A 16,846-nucleotide genomic window follows, 5' to 3' on the forward strand; every position below is an offset into this window, starting at 1 on the left:
GCAGGGGCCCCGTCGCGATGCGCGGCGGGGCCCCTGCGGCGTACGGGACTCAGTTCCAGGTACGGGCCCGCAGCGGCATCCCGGAGGCGCCCGAGCCGGGGGTGCGCACGGCGAGCACCTGGTTGACGCCGATCTGGTTGTGCTCGAAGGCGAGCGCGCAGGCGGCCATGTACAGCCGCCACACCCGGGCCCGGCCCGGTCCGGCCAGTCCGACGGCCCGCTCCCAGCGGGCCTCCAGCCTGTCGACCCAGCGGCGCAGGGTGAGGGCGTAGTGCTCGCGGATCGGCTCCACGTCACGGACCTCGAAACCGGCCCGCTCCAGCTGGGTGACGGTGGTGCCGAGCGGGGCGAGCTCGCCGTCGGGGAAGACGTAGGCGTCGATGAAGGCGTCGACGTGGTACCCGCCCTCGTCGGCCCGGGGCCGGCGGGCGATCTGATGGTTCAGCAGGCGTCCGCCGGGCGTCAGCAGGGCGTACAGCTCCCGGGCGTACTCCAGGTACTGCTCGGCGCCGACGTGCTCGGCCATGCCGATGGAGGAGATCGCGTCGTAGGGGCCGTCGGCGACGTCCCGGTAGTCCTGCACCCTGATCTCGACCTTGTCGGTGAGGCCCTCGTCCGCGGCGCGCTTGCGGGCGTAGGCGGCCTGCTCCTGGGACAGGGTGACCCCGACGACGCCCACCCCGTGCTCGCGGGCGGCGTGGATCGCCAGGGAGCCCCAGCCGCAGCCCACGTCCAGCAGCCGCCGACCGGGCCTCAGACCGAGCTTCCGGCAGACGAGTTCGAGCTTGTCGCGCTGCGCGTCCTCCAGCGTCGCGTCCTCGCCGGCGGCCTCCCAGTAGGCGCAGGAGTACACCATGGAGGGGCCGAGGACGAGCTCGTAGAAGTCGTTGCCGACGTCGTAGTGGTGGCTGATGGCACGCCGGTCGGTACGGCGGGTGTGCAGATGGCCGGGGCGGCGCACCTCCTCGGGCGGCGGCGCGGGCGGCAGCGGCGGCCCGGCGAGCCGCAGCAGTCCCCGCACGGCCGCGCGTACGCCGGGGTCGCGCAGCGCCTGCCGCAGGGTGCGGGCGTCCTCGTCGCGCTCCCAGACGAGGCCGGCCAGCAGATCGAGGGCGGCGTACAGGTCGCCCTCGATGTCCAGATCGCCGGCCACCCAGGCGCGGGCCAGGCCCAGTTCGCCGGGCTTGAACAGCAGCCGGCGCAGGCCCCGGCGGTTGCGCACGATCAGGACCGGCGCGTCCGGGGGGCCTGCCTGGGAGCCGTCCCAGGCGCGGATACGGACCGGGAGCGCGACTCCCAGCACCTGTTCGAGAAGGCTCTTCAGCCGCGGTGCGGCGTCGGCCATGGCGCACACCTCCGATAGGCGTGTCCCCGGCTCGGACAGGGGCGGAGCCGGGGAGGATCCCGGATGTCTGACACCACGTAAACACCTGTGTCCCCGGCCCGCAGTCCCCCACGCGCGTCACGTCCGGGCAAATCCTCCGCAGGGAGGCCCGTTCCGCTACTGCGGGAACGTCGCCGCGACGGGAAGCGCCTGCGCGGAGGCGCCCGAGACGCCCTGGGCGCTCGCCTTCAGCAGCAGGCTCGCCGGGGCGTCGGCCGGCCCCGCGAACAGATCGGCGTCGCCGTCGCGGTCGAGGTCGCGCAGGCGGACGTGGAACCCGAACCGCTCGTAGGCCGTGGGGTTGCCCGGGACGCCGGCCGTCGCCCGGGTGATCCACTGCGAGCCGGTGCCGGTCAGGCCCTGCCGACCGCCGCGCAGGATGTGCAGTCCGCCGGCCTGCGCGGCCGAGCCGACCTTCTCCTCGGGCACCGACACGGCGAGGTCCGGGTAGCCGTCGCGGTTGGTGTCGCCCGCGGAGAGGTCCTCGCCGAAGCCCTCGTGCGCCACGGCGACCGTGGCCACGCCCGCGGTGGACTGGGCGAGGCGGTACGTGGTCCCGGGGCCGGCCGAGGTGCCGCGGACGACCATCACCGAGCCGGCGCCGTTGCCGTAGCGGGTGTCGGAGACGGCGAGGTCGCCGTAGCCGTTCTTGTCGAAGTCGGCGATGACGCCGGTCGGGTCGTAGTCGGGGAGCGAGCTGTTGACCGTGGTGATCCTGCCGCGCTTGACGGTGGAGCCTCCGGCCAGGAACCAGGCGTCCTGGGTCATCCTGTTGTTGCGGTAGCCCTGGCCGAGGACGTACAGGTCGGTGGCGTTGTCCTTGTTGACCCGTCCGGCGACGAGCCCGGTGGCCTCGAAGGTCACGGTGATGTCCGGCCGGTGCCTCGTGACGGGGCCGGTGGTGCCGGTGGTGGAGAAGCCGCCCCGGTAGACGGAGATCGTGTCGATGCCGTCCGCGACGGCCAGGTCGGGCCTGCCGTCGCCGTTGAAGTCGCCGGTCTCCAGCTCGTTGCCGAAGCCGGCGTCACCGACGGCGGTGACCTTCAGGCGGGTGGCCCTGGTGCCCAGGCCGGAGCGCGCGCCCCACATGATGGTGACCGCGCCCGCGCCGGCCTTGGTGCCGACCTTCTCGGACCGGTCGGCGACGGCGAGGTCGGCGTAGCCGTCCCGGTTGAGGTCGGCCGCCGCGAGGTCCTCGCCGAAGCCGTCCGCGTACCCGCCGGCGTCCCCGGCGGTTCCGGGCACGCCGGCGCTGTTCTGGGTGAAACGCTTCTTCACGGTGCCGGGGCCGCCGGCCGTCCCATAGGTGACGGTGAACTCGCCCCAGCCGGGCGCCGCGTAGTCGCGGTAGCCGTCGCCGTTGAAGTCGTCGGCGTACCTGGCGGGCGCCGCGGCCGCCGGGGCCGTGGAGAGGGCCAGTGTCCCGCCGGCCGCGAGGGAGACGGCGACGGCCGTCACGAGGGCGGCGCGGAGCGGGCGGGGGGCGGTGCGCATGGGCATGTGTCTCCTGCTGACGGGGCGGCCGCAGGATGATCGACTGCGGCGCGACACCAGGAAGACACCCGGGCGGGCGCGAAGGTTGTACGCGGCTCGCCGCCATGTGCCCCGGCATGCCGAAGGGCCTCCCGCACCACGGATGGCGGGAGGCCCTTCGGGACGACCGTGAGGTCAGGAGGCCTTGGCCTTCTCCTCGGTCTTGGCGGCGGCCACGGCCGGCGCCGGAGCGGGCTTGGCGGCCTCGTAGAACTCCTCGCGCGGAGTCTCCAGGGCGCCGAGGGCGACGACCTCGCGCTTGAGGAACATGCCGAGCGTCCAGTCCGCGAAGACACGGATCTTGCGGTTCCAGGTCGGCATGGCCAGACCGTGGTAGCCGCGGTGCATGTACCAGGCGAGACGGCCCTTGAGCTTGATCTTCATCTTGCCCATGACGATCATCGCGACGCCCTTGTGCAGGCCGAGACCCGCGACCGCGCCCTTGTTGGCGTGGCTGTACTCCTTCTGCGGGAAGCCCCGCATACCGGAGATCACGTTGTCGCCGAGGATCCTGGCCTGGCGCAGCGCGTGCTGGGCGTTCGGCGGGCACCAGGCGTTCTCGTTGCCCGCCTTGCGGCCGACGAGGTCCGGGACCTGGGCGTTGTCGCCGGCGGTCCAGATGTAGTCGGTGCCCTTGACCTGGAGGGTGGGCTCGGCGTCGACGTGGCCGCGGGGGCCGAGCGGCAGACCGAAGCGGGCGAGCGCCGGGTTCGGCTTGACGCCGGCGGTCCACACGATGGTGTTGGAGTCGACCTCCAGACCGTTCTTCAGCACCACGTGGCCGTCGACGCAGGAGTCCATCGAGGTGGAGAGGTAGATCTCCACACCGCGGCTCTCCAGGTGCTCCTTGCCGTACTGGCCGAGCTTGGGGCCGACCTCGGGGAGGATCTTGTCGGCGGCGTCGACGAGGACGAAGCGCATGTCCTCGCGGGAGACGCTGGTGTAGTACTTGGCCGCGTCGCGGGCCATGTCCTCGACCTCACCGATCGTCTCGGCACCGGCGAAGCCGCCGCCGATGAAGACGAAGGTGAGCGCCTTGCGGCGGATCTCCTCGTCGGTGGTGGAGTCGGCCTTGTCGAGCTGCTCCAGCACGTGGTTGCGCAGGCCGATGGCCTCCTCGATGCCCTTCATGCCGATGCCCTGCTCGGCGAGGCCGGGGATCGGGAAGGTGCGGGAGACCGCGCCGAGCGCGATGACCAGGTAGTCGAAGGGCAGCTCGTACGCCTCGCCGACCAGCGGGGCGATCGTGGCGACCTTGCGGTCCTGGTCGATGGTGGTGACCCGGCCGGTGAGGACCTCCGCCTTGGGCAGCACGCGTCGCAGCGGGACGACGACGTGGCGCGGGGAGATGCTGCCGGCGGCGGTTTCGGGGAGGAAGGGCTGGTAGGTCATGTACGACCGAGGGTCGACGACCGTGACGGTCGCCTCTCCGTAGCGCATCTTCTTCAGGATGCGCCGAGCGGCGTACAGGCCTACGTACCCACCGCCTACTACGAGGATCCTGGGACGCTCCGTGGTGCTCATGGCATCGAGTATCCACCCGCCCCTGGGGCGCCGCTCGTGCGCCCCTTCACAAGCTTCGGCAGCACCCGTGCTACACTCCGCGGCCCACGTGACCCAGGCCACCTTGCGGATCGGGAACCGGGGGGTGTCCCCGGCCGTTGTCCATGCCGCGTGAGCTGCCTCTCCGGGCTTCGGGGGCTGCCGTGAGGGGCCCTGCCGCCCCCTCCGCGGCACTCGCCGGGAAGACGCCCCGTCTGACATTCGAAGGCCCCGAGGGGCCCCTGGACGGCCTATCGGAGGCCCTCCGGCGTCATTCGTGGCCGAATTCCTTGTGAAGAACTTCACGAACTTTTCCCGCGACACGTCCCCGAGGGGCCCTTCCGGACCCCTCGGAGGCGCTCACACGGTATCCGGATCGCTCAGCCGAGAGCTACCGGGCGGTAGGAAACAGCCGGTCGGAGCCGGTCAGGCGATCGACCAGGCGATGCCGTCGAGGATGTCGTGCTCGCTCACGACGACCTCCTCCGCGCCGGTCCGTTCCATGATCGACAGCAGCACCAGCGCGCCCGCCGCGATCACGTCGACCCGGCCCGGGTGCATGGCCCCGACGGCCGCCCGCTCGGCGTGGGTGGAGCGCAGCAGCCACTCGGTGATCCCGCGGACCTTCTCGCGGGAGATCCGCGAGTGGTGGATGGCCTCGGAGTCGTACGCGGGCAGTTCCTGGGCGATCGCCGACACGGTGGTCACCGAGCCGGCCAGGCCCACCAGCGTGCGCGCCTCGCGCAGCGGGACCGTCTCCTCGGCGAGGTCCAGGGCGGCCTCGACGTCCGCGCGCAGGGCGGCGATCTGCTCCTCGGCGGGCGGGTCGGTGACCCGGCCCTCGTGCACCAGGTGCCGCTCGGTCATCCGCACACAGCCGACGTCCACCGAGCGTGCCGCGCGCACGTGGTCGTCGCCCACGACGAACTCCGTCGAGCCGCCGCCGATGTCCACCACGAGGAAGGGCCTGGGGAGGTGGTCGTGCCCGGTCAGCTCCCTGGTGGCGCCGGTGAAGGAGAACTCGGCCTCCTGGTCGCCGGAGATGACCTCGGGCTCGACGCCCAGGATGTCCACGACGCCGCGCACGAACTCGTCGCGGTTCTCCGCGTCGCGGGAGGCGGAGGTCGCCACGAACCGCAGCCGCTCGGCGCCGTGCTCCTTGACGACGGCCGCGTACTCACGGCAGGCGGCGAACGTCCGCTCCAGCGCCTCGGGGGCCAGCCGGCCGGTGCGGTCGACGCCCTGGCCGAGCCGCACGATCGTCATACGGCGGTCCAGTTCGACCAGTTCACCGGTCTCGGGGTCGCAGTCGGCGACGAGCAGCCGGATGGAGTTGGTGCCGCAGTCCACGGCCGCGACGCGGGTCACCGGCCCTCCTCCTCGCCGGAGGGCCCGGCCGCGGGGCCGCCGTCACGGCCGGCGCCGGTCTGCCGGTCCTCGGCGGACGGCGTGCCGGGCGGGGTCACGCAGGTGCCCTTCTGCCACCACTCGGGCAGCAGCGCCAGCGCCTCGTCGCCGAGCGGGTTCACGCCCGGCCCCGCGGCCAGCGAGTGCGCGACCAGGACGTGCAGGCACTTGACCCGGTCCGGCATGCCGCCGGCGCTCGGGAAGTTCTTCAGTTCCTCGATCTCGTCGCGGCGCCGGACGTAGTCCTCGTGCGCGGCCCGGTAGGCCGAGGCCAGCTCGGGGTCGGTCCGGAGCCGCTCGGTCATCTCCTTCATCAGACCGCTCGCCTCCAGCGTGCCGATGGCCGAGTTGGCCTTGGGGCACGTCAGGTAGTACAGCGTCGGGAAGGGGGTGCCGTCGGGCAGCCGCGGGGCCGTCTCGACGACGTCCGGCTGACCGCACGGGCACCGGTGCGCGATGGCGCGCAGCCCGCGCGGCGGCCGCCCGAGCTGCTGCTTGAATGCCTCGACGTCCGCGTCGGTGGGCTCGGTGCGCGGAGTGGTCGGCGGGGGCGTTTCCATGCCTGTCTTTCTGTGGCGGTCGGTTCGCTGGGAGGGTGACCTCAGCGGTCGGCGGCGTCGGCCTTGTCGACGCCGTCCCAGACGTTGGAGTACCAGGGGCGGTCGGCCGCCCCCTGATCGGCGCGGGACTGCCGCACGGCGTCCGGGTCGACCACGATGAAGCCGGTCTCGCCGGGCATCACATGGTGCAGCCGCTCACGGATCCGCTGCTCGGCGTAGGCGTCGTCCTGCCAGCGCGCCTTGAGGTCGCGCAGCTGTTCGACGCGCTCCTCGGCCTGGTCCTTCCGCTGTTCCATGTCGGCGATCTCGGCGCGCTGGGCGACGTACTGCCGTATCGGGTAGGCCAGGGCGACGACCAGGGAGCAGACGACGAGGGCGAGCAGGGCCGCGCGGCCGGTCAGCCGGGAGCGGCGGGCCTGCCGCCGGGTCTGCGAACGGTAGACGCGGGCGGCGGTCTGCTCGCCGAGCAGTCTGATCCTGGTCGCGGTGGAGAACCGGTCCCGGTCCTTCACGGCCATGTCCAGCCTCCCGTTCACACGCGCGTACGTCCCCGCACACGGTACGGGACCGAGTACGGGGACGTACGTACGACTGGCTGGGGCCCCTGTCCGGGGCTCAGTCCTGTGTCCGGCGGGTTCAGCCCTTGAAGCGCGGGAACGCGCTGCGGCCGGCGTACACCGCGGCGTCGTCGAGGATCTCCTCGATGCGCAGCAGCTGGTTGTACTTGGCGACGCGCTCGGAGCGGGCCGGGGCGCCGGTCTTGATCTGACCGCAGTTGGTGGCGACGGCCAGGTCGGCGATGGTGACGTCCTCGGTCTCGCCGGAGCGGTGGGACATCATGCACTTGTAGCCGTTGCGCTGGGCCAGCTCGACGGCGTCCAGGGTCTCGGTGAGCGAGCCGATCTGGTTCACCTTCACGAGCAGCGCGTTGGCGGTGCCCTCCTCGATGCCGCGGGCCAGGCGCTCGGGGTTGGTGACGAACAGGTCGTCGCCGACGAGCTGGACCTTGTCGCCCAGCTTCTCGGTGATGATCTTCCAGCCGGCCCAGTCGTCCTCGAACAGCGGGTCCTCGATGGAGACGAGCGGGTAGGCCGCCACGAGCTCCTCGTAGTACTCGGTCATCTCGGCGGCCGAGCGGGACTTGCCCTCGAACTCGTACGCGCCGTCCTTGTAGAACTCGGACGCGGCGACGTCGAGGGCGAGCGCGATCTGCTCGCCGGGGACGTAGCCGGCCTGCTTGATGGCCTCGATGATGAGGTCGAGCGCGGCACGGTTGGAGTCCAGGTTCGGCGCGAAGCCGCCCTCGTCGCCGAGACCGGTGGACAGCCCCTTGGTCTTCAGGACGGACTTCAGGGTGTGGTAGACCTCGGCACCCCAGCGCAGGGCCTCGGAGAAGGACTCCGCGCCGATCGGGGCGATCATGAACTCCTGGATGTCCACGTTGGAGTCGGCGTGCGAGCCGCCGTTCAGGATGTTCATCATCGGCACCGGCAGCAGGTGCGCGTTCGGGCCGCCCAGGTAACGGAACAGGGGCAGGTCGCTGGCCTCGGAGGCGGCGTGGGCCACGGCGAGCGAGACGCCGAGGATGGCGTTGGCGCCGAGGGAGCCCTTGTTGTCGGTGGCGTCCAGGTCGAACATGGCCTGGTCGATCAGCCGCTGCTCGGTGGCGTCGTAGCCGACGAGCTCCGGGCCGATCTGCTCGATCACGGCGAGGACGGCCTTCTCGACGCCCTTGCCGAGGTAGCGGTTCTTGTCGCCGTCACGGAGCTCGATGGCCTCGAAGGCACCGGTGGAGGCGCCGGACGGCACGGCGGCACGACCCGTGCTGCCGTCGTCGAGGCCGACCTCGACCTCGACCGTGGGGTTGCCTCGGGAGTCCAGGATTTCCCGGGCTACGACGACGTCGATGGACGGCACGAGCATCTCCTTCGTGGATGTGACGCTGTTACGCAGAACCACGCGGCTCTGCGAGACGAGCCTAACCGGCTCCGGGGGATCGGCCAGCCGGTCGCCCACCTCGTGGACGGAAACCGAGAGTAAATTGTTTCCGAACGGAACAAATCGGTGGCCGTGAGCGGGTCCGGACATGACCCCGCCCCGGTGCGTACGGGGGAACACGCACCGGGGCGGGGAGCCCGGAGGGACGGAGCCGCTTACTTCAGGTGCAGCTGCTGGCCCGGGAAGATGAAGTCGGCGTCGTCGACGATGTCCTCGTTCAGCCGGAACAGCTTCTCCCAGCCGCCCTTGACCTCGTGCTTCTCGGCGATCGAGCTGAGGGTGTCGCCCTTGACGACCTTGTACTCGCCGTCACCCTTCTCGACCTTCTTGCCGGTCGGGGTGGTGACGGTCTTCTTGACGGCCGGGCGCTCCTGCGAGCGGGAGGCGCTCTGCTGCTCGGTCTCGCGGGGGGCGGGGGTGCTCTGCTGCTGCGTGGCACCGGAGCCGGAGCCGGAGGAGCTGTCGGAGCCGCCGCCGCTGTAGGGGGTGCTCGACAGGCCGACGCCGCAGACCGGCCAGGCGCCCTTGCCCTGGCCCGCGAGGACCTTCTCGGCGATCTCGATCTGCTGGGACTTGCTGGCCTGGTCGGCGCTGCCGGCGTACTGGGTGCCGCCGTACGCGGCCCAGGTGGACGCGGAGAACTGCAGACCGCCGTAGTAGCCGTTGCCGGTGTTGATGGACCAGTTGCCGCCGGACTCGCACTGGGCGACCGCGTCCCACTCGGAGACGGTGGCGGCGGAGGCGTTGCCGGCCACCATCAGCGGGGCGGCGACGGCTGCGCCGGTGACACCGGCGACGGCGATGGCGCGGGTGGCCTTGGACGGACGACGGTGCTTGCCCTTGCCGGAAAACAGCATGGAGGATCCCCTCACCGACGCCTGCGAGGTGAGCTGTCGGGTTCGGGCCGGTTGAGTTGCCCGGCCGCAGCCCTCACGAGCTGCGGCTTCACCCCGAGCCGATACCGGCGTCGAGTCTCCTCAACCACCGGGACCGGCACTTACCTTGGGTCCCCCGCTCCTGCCCACGGCGCATGACGCGACGACTGTTCCCGTGCTGCCGCTGGCAGGATTCGGCGTTGCGGCGGCCGGGGCTCACGTTGGCGAGCGGTCCCGACCGTAGACACGCGATCGGCGGAATTTCAAAGACGATCAGGGCCTCTGAGACTCATCCCACAGTTTCACCAAACCGGACATTTGGCGGCGAACCATGACCCGAACTCCCGCTACTTTTCGTCCGTTTCGCCCTCTACCGTGAGCGTCTGACCGGGGACGATGAGGTCCGGGTCGGCGCCGACGGTGTCCTGGTTCTCGGCGTACAGGCCCGACCATCCCCCCTGGAGCTCAAGGGAGTCGGCGATGCTCCAGAGGCTGTCGCCGGGAAGGACCGTGTACTCGCCGTCGGCGGCGTCCCGTGCGGCCGCGCCGCTGCGCGAGGCGTGACGGCCCGTGGAACCGCCCTCACGGCCGTCCGTCACGGCCTCCTCGTCGGCGCTGCCACCGCGGTGGCGGCCGGTGCCGGCGCCGGCCGTGGTGTCCGAAGAGGTGGCGTTCTCGCCGGACTTGTCCGCCTCGTCCCCGAAGGTCTCGGTCCGGGCGCTGTCGGGCTCGCGCGAGCCGCTCGGGGCGGGGGAGGTGTCGGAGCCGCTCTCCTCGTCGCCCTCGGACCCGGCGTCCGAGTCGGCCGAAGTGTCCTTCTTGGCCCCATCAGCCGACTTGTCCGACTTGGTCGACGGGGTGCCGGTCGACGGGGAGGAACTACCGGAAGAAGCGGACGAATCGGAAGTGTCGGTCAAGCCGGACCCACCCGACTCGTCGCCGGCCACGCCGGTGTCGACCTCCGCCGGGGCCGAGTCCTGGCCCAGCCCCGAGAGCGGCCCGCACGCCGGCCACGCCGCGACGCCCTGGTCCGCGAGGATGCGCTCGGCGACGGCTATCTGCTGCTGCCGGCTGGCCTGCTCGGGGCTCGGGGCGTACTCCAGCCCGCCGTGGTTCTCCCAGTCGGGCTGGGTGAGCGCCAGACCGCCGAAGTGGCCGTAGCCGTCGTAGGCGCTCCATGCGCCGCCGGTCTCGCATTCCGCGACGCGGTCCCACGTCGTGCCGTCCGCCGCGCTCGCGCCCGAGGCGCCCAGCAGCGGGATGGCGATGGCGGAGCCGGTCACTCCGGCCGCGACGAGAAGAGCCGGAGCCTGGCGGGGGCGACGGTGGCGACCGTTCCCGGAGAGCATGCGGAGACCTTTCGGGCGACGACGGGGACCGCGCGGCACATGAAGCGGGGCGCCGCGCTGATGGGTGAACGTATAGGCAGACGATCACTTGTCACAAGTTAATGCCGCACAGATCACGTGAAGATCACAGACTTGACGGGACGTCACCTTCGCTCGCGTCAGGATCGTGTGGTTGTGGGTGGTTTCATGCCCCGCTCTTCGCGGCCGGCGCGAACTCGACCGGCAGAGTCCGCAGCCCTCGCATGATGAGACCGCCGCGCCAGCGCAACTCGGACGGATCCGCCGCCAGCCGCAGATCCGGCAGCCGGGTCAGCAGCGTGGCCAGCGCGGTCTGTCCCTCCAGTCGCGCGAGCGGCGCGCCCAGGCAGTAGTGGATGCCGTGTCCGTACCCCAGGTGCTGGTTGTCGCGGCGGGACAGGTCGAGGGTGTCCGGGTCGGCGAACCGCGCCGGATCCCGGTCCGCGGCCGCCAGCACCACCAGCACGGGGTCGCCGGCCGCGATGTCCTGCCCGCCGATCGTCAGCGGCCGGGTCGCGAAGCGCCAGGTCGCCAGCTCCACCGGGCCGTCGTAGCGCAGCAGTTCCTCCACCCCGGTCGCGAGCAGACCGCTCTCCCCCGCGGCCAGGGACCGCTGGAGGCGCTCGCGCTGGCCGGGGTGGGTGAGCAGGGCGAAGGTGCCGTTGCCGATCAGGTTGACCGTGGTCTCGAACCCGGCGAAGAGAAGGATGAACGCCATCGCCGCCGCCTCGTTCTCGGTGAGGTGCTCACCGTGGTCCGAGGCGCGGATGAGTCCGGAGATGAGGTCCTCCCCCGGCTCGGCGGTCTCCGGCAGCGCCTCCCGCTTGCGGTGGATGAGTTCGGCCAGATAGCCGCGCATCTTCTTCACCGACCGCGCGACCCCGCCCCGCGGCCCGCCGCCGTGCCGGATCATCATGCCCGCCCAGTCCCGGAAGTCGTCCTGGTCCTCCCGCGGGACGCCCAGCATGTCGCAGATGGCGTAGATGGGCAGCGGGAAGGCGAACTCGTGGATGAGGTCGGCCGAGCCCCGTTCCGCGAACCGGTCGATCAGCTGGTCGGTCAGCTCCTGCACCCTCGGCGCGAACTCGGCGACCCTGCGCGGTGTGAACGCCTTGCTCACCAGCCGCCGGAGCCTCGTGTGGTCCGGCGGGTCGATGTTGAGCAGATGCGTCATCAGCTCGGCCTTGCGCTCGCCCGGAATGCCCGTCTTGCCCTTGGCATGCGCCGGTTCGTCGTGGTGCTCCGGGTTCTTGGACAGCCGTGCGTCCGCGAGGGCCTGCCTGGCATCGGCGTACCGCGTGACCAGCCATGCCTCCACACCGCTCGGCAGCCGCGTCCGGTGCACGGGGGCGTGCTCCCGGAGCCAGGCGTAGGCGGGGTAGGGGTCGGTGGCGAACTCCCAGGTGAAGAGTTCGGGGGCCGGGGCGCCGGAGGCCGCCGAGGAGTCGGACGGCCGGGGGCCGGGGGCCGGGTGGGGGTGGTTGGTCACCGGGCGACGGTATCCGGTCGGCCGAGGTCCTCCCCCGCCCGGCGGCGGCCGCACGGCGGCGGGCGTGTCAGTCCCGGGAGCCGGGCTCCTGAGGGTCGGGGTCCTGGGGGTCGGGGTCCTGGGGGCCGGGCTCCTGAGGGTCGAGGTCCTGGGAGTCGGGGTCCTGGGAGCCGGGGTCCTGGGAGCCGGGCTCCTGAGGGTCGAGGTCCTGCGCCCCCGTCTTCTCCGTCTCGCGTATCGCGTCGCGGTAGGTGCGCGCGGCCGCTCTGAGGGCCGCCTCCGGGTCCACGCCCTCGGACTCGGCGCGGACCGCCAGGGCCAGCAGTTCGTAGCCGATGCCCTCGGCGGGGGGCAGGGGCACGTCCAGGCCGGCCGTGCGCGCGCGGGAGGCGAGCTTGGCGGTGAGGGCGAGGCCCGGCTGGTGCAGGGGGATGCCCTCGGTCACGGAGGAGCGGCGCTTCTCCTCGGCCTTGGTGCGCAGCCAGTGCTCCTTGACCTCCTCGGGTGTCGTGGCGGTCTCCTCCCCGAAGACATGGGGGTGACGGTGGATGAGCTTCGCGACGATGCCGCCGGCCACGTCGTCGATCGAGAACGGGGCGTCGGGGTGCTCCTCGGCGATCCGCGCGTGGAAGACGACCTGGAGCAGGACGTCCCCCAGCTCCTCGCGCAGTTCGTCGCGGTCGCCCTCCTCGATGGCCTCGACGAGTTCGTACGCCTCCTCGATGCCGTACTTCGCCAGCCCCTCATGGGTCTGCCGCGACGACCACGGGCACTCCACCCGGATGCGGTCCATGACCTGCACGAGGTCGAGGAGCCGGGCTCCGGGCAGGTCGTACGAGGCGGGCAGCAGCTCCAGCTCCGGCATCCGCACCCGGCCGGAGCCGGCGAGACGGGCGAGGCCGTCGGTGAGGGCCGGTTCGCCCTCGCCGGTCGCCACGACGACCACGGTGCGCCCGCCCGCGCAGGCGTCCACCAGTTCCTGCGCGGTCGGGGAGACCTCGGCCACGCTCGTCCCCGCCTCGCGCAGATAGGGCAGCTGCGGATGGGCGCCGTCCGCGCACAGGACCCGGTCGGCGGAGCGCAGTGCCTGCCAGGCGGGCCAGGACAGCAGGCCGGGGGCGACCCGGTGGCTGGTGGTGAGCAGGACGATACGGCCGGGGCTGTCGGGTTCGATGCTGGATGCGTTCACGATCCGAACGTAACGCACGCCGCGGAGCCGACGGCGAGAGTTGTCCACAGGCTGGGGCCGATCATCACATGATCGGCCTGACCTGGGGCCGACGCGCCGGCCGGGCTGCCGCCGGGACCGCGACGGGCTGCCGCCGGGACGCGGCGGGGGCTGCCGCCGGGACGCGGCGGGGGCTGCCGCCGGGACGCGGCGGGGGCTGCCGCCCGGGCCGCGGCGGACAGCCGGACCGTCACGCCGGCTGCTCCTGGGCCGGCGGCGTCGTGACGTCCCGCACCCACGGCGTCTTCGCGTCGGCGCGTCCGACCCGCTCCGCGTCCCAGGCGCCGTAGCGGGGGTTGAGCTCGACGTCCAGCTTTCTGGACGCGTCGGACAGGGTCTTCCAGAAGGCGGGCTGGCTGGTGTCGGTGCCGAGCTTCGCGGCGAGCTTCTGCGCCTCCAGCTGGAGGCGCAGGTTCTCGTCGAGGCGCTCCGGCGCGACGGAGTACTGCTGCAGCCACGCCGTCCGCAGGGCCTCGGCACCGCCCGCCTGCTGTTCGAGACCGGCGCGCATCTGCTGGATCTCCTTGCGGCTGACGGTCACACCCGCGTCCTCGGCGGCACGGTGCAGCACCTGGTCGAGGACCATGCCGTGCAGCGTGTCGCGGGCGAGGGTGCCCGTCTTGGCGACGACCTGGGCGTACTGCGTCTCGTCCGCCACCGCCGCGCGCTGGGCGTCACGGACCTCCGCGACACGGTTCTCCAGCTGGGAGACGGTGATCCGCTGGCCGCCGACGACGGCGGCCGCACCGGGGTGCGCGTCGTTTCCGCAGGCGGTCAGGACAGGAGCCGCGGCGGCGATCGCGGCGGTGAGGACGAGCGCGGTGCGACGGCGGCGGTGCAAGGGAACCTCCCGAGGAGATTGTGCGACGGTGCACAAAGTCTTGCGATGATCGATGGTAGGCAGCGGCGCAGCTCCGGCCAACCCATTCGACCAACGATTCACCGGGACTTCGGGCACCGCCGCGCACACGTGCGGACGGGACGGGAGGGTCCCGTGGGGCACCCGGGTCCCTCAGCCGCGCACCTGGCCGAGCCATTGCAGGGTCCGGCGGATGTCCGCCGCGAGCGGGTGGCCGGGGCCCTGGAGCCGCTCCACGTCGTGCAGCAGCCGTACGAGGGTGTCGTGGGCGGCCGCCCGGTCGCCGAGCGCGAGCAGCAGGTGGCCGATGCGGCGGCGGACGTCGTGGGCCAGCTCGGGGTCTCCGGCGACGTACTGGTTCTCGTAGTACGGCAGCAGCTCCCGGTACGCGGCGAGCGCGGCCGCCGGTTCGCCGAGCTGCTCCAGGCACTGCGCGGCGTCGTAGCGGTAGCGCAGGGACTGCGGGTCGGCGTGGCCCGCCTCGGCGGCGCGTTCGTCGGCGAGGCGGCGCAGCTCGGGCAGCGCGCGCCGGTACTGGCCGTCGTCCATGAGCGTGGCCGCGTACTGCTTGCGCAGGGTGCGCACGACCGGGGAGTGCTCCCCGTGCTGCTCCGCGGCGGCCGGCAGGATCGCGCCGAGGATGTCGACGGCCTGGGTGATGCGGCCCTCGCCGAGCAGCCGCTTGACCTCGTCGACGGCCCGGGCGACGTCGGGCTTCTCGTCGACGGGCGTGACCGGCGCGGGCTGGGGTGCCGGGGTGCGCGCCCGGTCCGGCCAGGGAGCGTGCGGACGGAGGAAGGGGCGCGTGGGATCGAGGGGAGCCCCCGTAGGGGTGCCGCGCGCGGGCAGCAGCGGTGCCAGCTCCTCGTAGACCTCCTGGGCCGAGGCCGGCCGGTGCTGGGGGTCCTTGGCGAGCAGCCGCAGGACGAGGTCCTCCAGCGCCTGCGGGACCTCGGGACGCAGCCGGCGCACCGGAAGGGGCGGTTCGTAGAGGTGCCGGTGCAGCACGCCGAGCGCGGTGGAACCCGCGAACGGCACGTCGCCGCTGAGCAGTTCGTGCATCAGCACACCGAGCGCGTACAGGTCGGTGTAGGGGCCCACCGCGCCGCCCATCGCCTGCTCCGGCGCCATGTAGGCGGGCGAGCCGATGGGCGAGCCGGTGTGGGTCAGACGCGTGGTGTCGCTGTCGATGACGGAGGCCACACCGAGGTCGAGCACGGTGACCGTGCCGTCCTGCTTCACCATCACGTTGCGCGGCTTGAGGTCGCGGTGGACGATCGGCACGGCGTGCACGGCGCTCAGCACGGCACACAGCTGCGCGGCCACCGCCACCGTCCACCGCCACGGGTACGGGTCGTGCTCGGCGAGGTGGTCCGACAGGTCCGCCCCGTCGACGTACTGCATGACGAGGAACAGCTCCTCGCCCTCGCTGCCCGCGTCGTGCACGGTGACCAGCCCGGGGTGGTCGACCTGCGCGGTCACCCGGCACTCGCGCACGAAGCGGCGGCGCAGCTCGTCGGCCTCCTGGCCCGCCACCTTGTCCGGGCGCAGCAGCTTCACCGCCACGCGCCGGTCGAGCCTCTGGTCGTACGCCGTCCAGACCTGGCCCATGCCGCCCTGCCCGATGAGGGTGGCCAGCTGGTAGCGGCCGGCGACGACACGTCCCGCCGTCACGGTCATCTTCCGCCCTCGGGCCGGCCGTCGTGGCCGTCGTGGTTGCGCAGGTAGTTGCTGAGTTCGTCGAGCTCCGCGCGCACCTGGTCGATACGGGCCGGGCCCGCGCCGGGCCGCTGGGGCGGCGGGGTGTGCGCGGGAGGCGCGGCCGCCGCGGGACCGGGCACGGCGGGCGGGGTGCTCGGCGGGACGGGGGTGCCCGGCACGGGGGTGGAGCCGGGGACGGGGGTGGAGCCGGGGACGGGGGTGCCCGGCCTCGGGGTCAGCGGCGGGTGCTGCGCGGTGGTGGTGGCGGTGCCGGAGGTGTACACCCCCGGCGTGTGCGGGTAGCCGTACGCCGGCTGAGGGGCGTACGAGCCGTAGCGCAGCTCCTGGAAGTGGCGCACGTCGGCGGAGAGGTAGTACGCGATCACGATCACGAGCGTGCCCAGCAGCAGGGCCAGGCCGGTCCAGCCGCCGGCCGTGTGGATCTCCTCGCCGGGCTCGGTGCCCAGCAGCACCATCGCCAGGATGTCCGTCGCCAGCACGGCCACGAACAGGCCCCAGTCGAGCGACTTGCGCGTGACGATCGCCAGCCGCAGCAGCATCGTCCAGGCGAGGAAGCCGAGACTGAAGATCGAGATCACCACGAACAGCACGCGCAGGAAGACCAGCCACCCGGTGGGTGGCGGCTGCTTCACCGGCTGCGTGTAGCCGTGGCCATGCATGACAGCTCCTGTTGCCTGTTGCCCGGGCGGGTGTGCGGGAGGCCGGCCGGCGTCGGGCAACGCCGGTCGGGTGATTGTCGCTTCGAGCGTATAGGCCGACAAGGACAACCGGTCCCGGGTTGTACCGAACCGTTGTCGACCTGATCACGTCGTACGGCGGCGCGGTGCCGGAGGGCGGTACGCGCGGGTGCGCCGGAGGCACGCCCTCCGCCGCGGGACACGT

Annotated in this window: 14 protein-coding genes and 1 riboswitch; all 14 genes read right to left on the reverse strand. The window is 72.5% G+C overall.

Annotated features, from left to right (window positions below; all coding sequences use genetic code 11):
- Nucleotides 1–49 precede the first annotated feature (49 nt).
- The 14 genes from ACIQGV_RS26885 to ACIQGV_RS26950 all read right to left on the reverse strand — a co-directional run bounded on the left by ACIQGV_RS26885 (nt 50) and on the right by ACIQGV_RS26950 (nt 16,623).
- Nucleotides 50–1,345 (reverse strand): class I SAM-dependent methyltransferase, encoded by a 1,296-nt coding sequence (locus ACIQGV_RS26885; protein WP_402498459.1) that lies wholly within the window; start codon nt 1,343–1,345, stop codon nt 50–52.
- A 156-nt stretch (nt 1,346–1,501) separates the two neighbouring features.
- Nucleotides 1,502–2,878: an FG-GAP and VCBS repeat-containing protein gene (locus tag ACIQGV_RS26890; protein ID WP_402498461.1), complete on the reverse strand. Its 1,377-nt coding sequence runs from the start codon at nt 2,876–2,878 to the stop codon at nt 1,502–1,504.
- Between the two features lie 174 nt (nt 2,879–3,052).
- Nucleotides 3,053–4,441 (reverse strand): NAD(P)/FAD-dependent oxidoreductase, encoded by a 1,389-nt coding sequence (locus ACIQGV_RS26895; RefSeq protein ID WP_402498464.1) that lies wholly within the window; start codon nt 4,439–4,441, stop codon nt 3,053–3,055.
- A gap of 444 nt (nt 4,442–4,885) precedes the next feature.
- Complete coding sequence (locus ACIQGV_RS26900) at nt 4,886–5,827, reverse strand: exopolyphosphatase (RefSeq protein WP_402498467.1); 942 nt, start codon at nt 5,825–5,827, stop codon at nt 4,886–4,888.
- Nucleotides 5,824–6,426 (reverse strand): DUF501 domain-containing protein, encoded by a 603-nt coding sequence (locus ACIQGV_RS26905; RefSeq protein ID WP_402498470.1) that lies wholly within the window; start codon nt 6,424–6,426, stop codon nt 5,824–5,826. Before ACIQGV_RS26905 ends, ACIQGV_RS26900 begins: the two co-directional genes overlap by 4 nt.
- 41 nt (nt 6,427–6,467) lie before the next feature.
- Entirely contained in the window at nt 6,468–6,944 is a 477-nt protein-coding gene (locus ACIQGV_RS26910; protein WP_402498472.1) for a septum formation initiator family protein, read from the reverse strand.
- Nucleotides 6,945–7,062: 118 nt separating this feature from the next.
- Nucleotides 7,063–8,349, reverse strand: a complete 1,287-nt coding sequence (gene eno / locus ACIQGV_RS26915; RefSeq protein WP_402498474.1) for a phosphopyruvate hydratase — start codon at nt 8,347–8,349, stop codon at nt 7,063–7,065.
- Nucleotides 8,350–8,579: 230 nt separating this feature from the next.
- On the reverse strand, nt 8,580–9,281 hold the full coding sequence (locus ACIQGV_RS26920; RefSeq protein ID WP_402498477.1) for a transglycosylase family protein: 702 nt from the start codon (nt 9,279–9,281) through the stop codon (nt 8,580–8,582).
- A gap of 3 nt (nt 9,282–9,284) precedes the next feature.
- Nucleotides 9,285–9,463: riboswitch (cyclic di-AMP (ydaO/yuaA leader) on the reverse strand.
- 183 nt (nt 9,464–9,646) lie between these two features.
- The gene (locus tag ACIQGV_RS26925) at nt 9,647–10,648 is read right to left on the reverse strand and encodes a transglycosylase family protein (protein ID WP_402498480.1); all 1,002 of its coding nucleotides are present in this window, start codon (nt 10,646–10,648) and stop codon (nt 9,647–9,649) included.
- Nucleotides 10,649–10,832: 184 nt separating this feature from the next.
- Nucleotides 10,833–12,155 (reverse strand): cytochrome P450, encoded by a 1,323-nt coding sequence (locus ACIQGV_RS26930; RefSeq protein WP_402498482.1) that lies wholly within the window; start codon nt 12,153–12,155, stop codon nt 10,833–10,835.
- 67 nt (nt 12,156–12,222) lie between these two features.
- Entirely contained in the window at nt 12,223–13,344 is a 1,122-nt protein-coding gene (locus ACIQGV_RS26935; RefSeq protein WP_402498484.1) for a nucleoside triphosphate pyrophosphohydrolase, read from the reverse strand.
- A 229-nt stretch (nt 13,345–13,573) separates the two neighbouring features.
- Complete coding sequence (locus ACIQGV_RS26940; RefSeq protein WP_402498486.1) at nt 13,574–14,224, reverse strand: SurA N-terminal domain-containing protein; 651 nt, start codon at nt 14,222–14,224, stop codon at nt 13,574–13,576.
- 171 nt (nt 14,225–14,395) lie between these two features.
- A complete protein-coding gene (locus ACIQGV_RS26945) occupies nt 14,396–15,922 on the reverse strand; it encodes a protein kinase (RefSeq protein WP_402498488.1) in 1,527 nt (508 codons plus the stop codon).
- The gene (locus tag ACIQGV_RS26950) at nt 15,919–16,623 is read right to left on the reverse strand and encodes a hypothetical protein (RefSeq protein ID WP_402498490.1); all 705 of its coding nucleotides are present in this window, start codon (nt 16,621–16,623) and stop codon (nt 15,919–15,921) included. Before ACIQGV_RS26950 ends, ACIQGV_RS26945 begins: the two co-directional genes overlap by 4 nt.
- Between the last annotated feature and the right edge of the window lie 223 nt (nt 16,624–16,846).

It is taken from the genome of Streptomyces sp. NPDC093094 (assembly GCF_044754345.1).
GTDB lineage: Bacteria > Actinomycetota > Actinomycetes > Streptomycetales > Streptomycetaceae > Streptomyces.

Bases quoted from the DNA above. Each gene is read 5' to 3' on its own strand.
- ACIQGV_RS26885 (WP_402498459.1), bottom strand. From the start codon at position 1,345: ATGGCCGACGCCGCACCGCGGCTGAAGAGCCTTCTCGAACAGGTGCTG.
- ACIQGV_RS26890 (WP_402498461.1), bottom strand. From the start codon at position 2,878: ATGCGCACCGCCCCCCGCCCGCTCCGCGCCGCCCTCGTGACGGCCGTC.
- ACIQGV_RS26895 (WP_402498464.1), bottom strand. From the start codon at position 4,441: ATGAGCACCACGGAGCGTCCCAGGATCCTCGTAGTAGGCGGTGGGTAC.
- ACIQGV_RS26905 (WP_402498470.1), bottom strand. From the start codon at position 6,426: ATGGAAACGCCCCCGCCGACCACTCCGCGCACCGAGCCCACCGACGCG.
- ACIQGV_RS26910 (WP_402498472.1), bottom strand. From the start codon at position 6,944: ATGGCCGTGAAGGACCGGGACCGGTTCTCCACCGCGACCAGGATCAGA.
- eno (WP_402498474.1), bottom strand. From the start codon at position 8,349: ATGCTCGTGCCGTCCATCGACGTCGTCGTAGCCCGGGAAATCCTGGAC.
- ACIQGV_RS26920 (WP_402498477.1), bottom strand. From the start codon at position 9,281: ATGCTGTTTTCCGGCAAGGGCAAGCACCGTCGTCCGTCCAAGGCCACC.
- ACIQGV_RS26925 (WP_402498480.1), bottom strand. From the start codon at position 10,648: ATGCTCTCCGGGAACGGTCGCCACCGTCGCCCCCGCCAGGCTCCGGCT.
- ACIQGV_RS26945 (WP_402498488.1), bottom strand. From the start codon at position 15,922: ATGACCGTGACGGCGGGACGTGTCGTCGCCGGCCGCTACCAGCTGGCC.
- ACIQGV_RS26950 (WP_402498490.1), bottom strand. From the start codon at position 16,623: ATGCATGGCCACGGCTACACGCAGCCGGTGAAGCAGCCGCCACCCACC.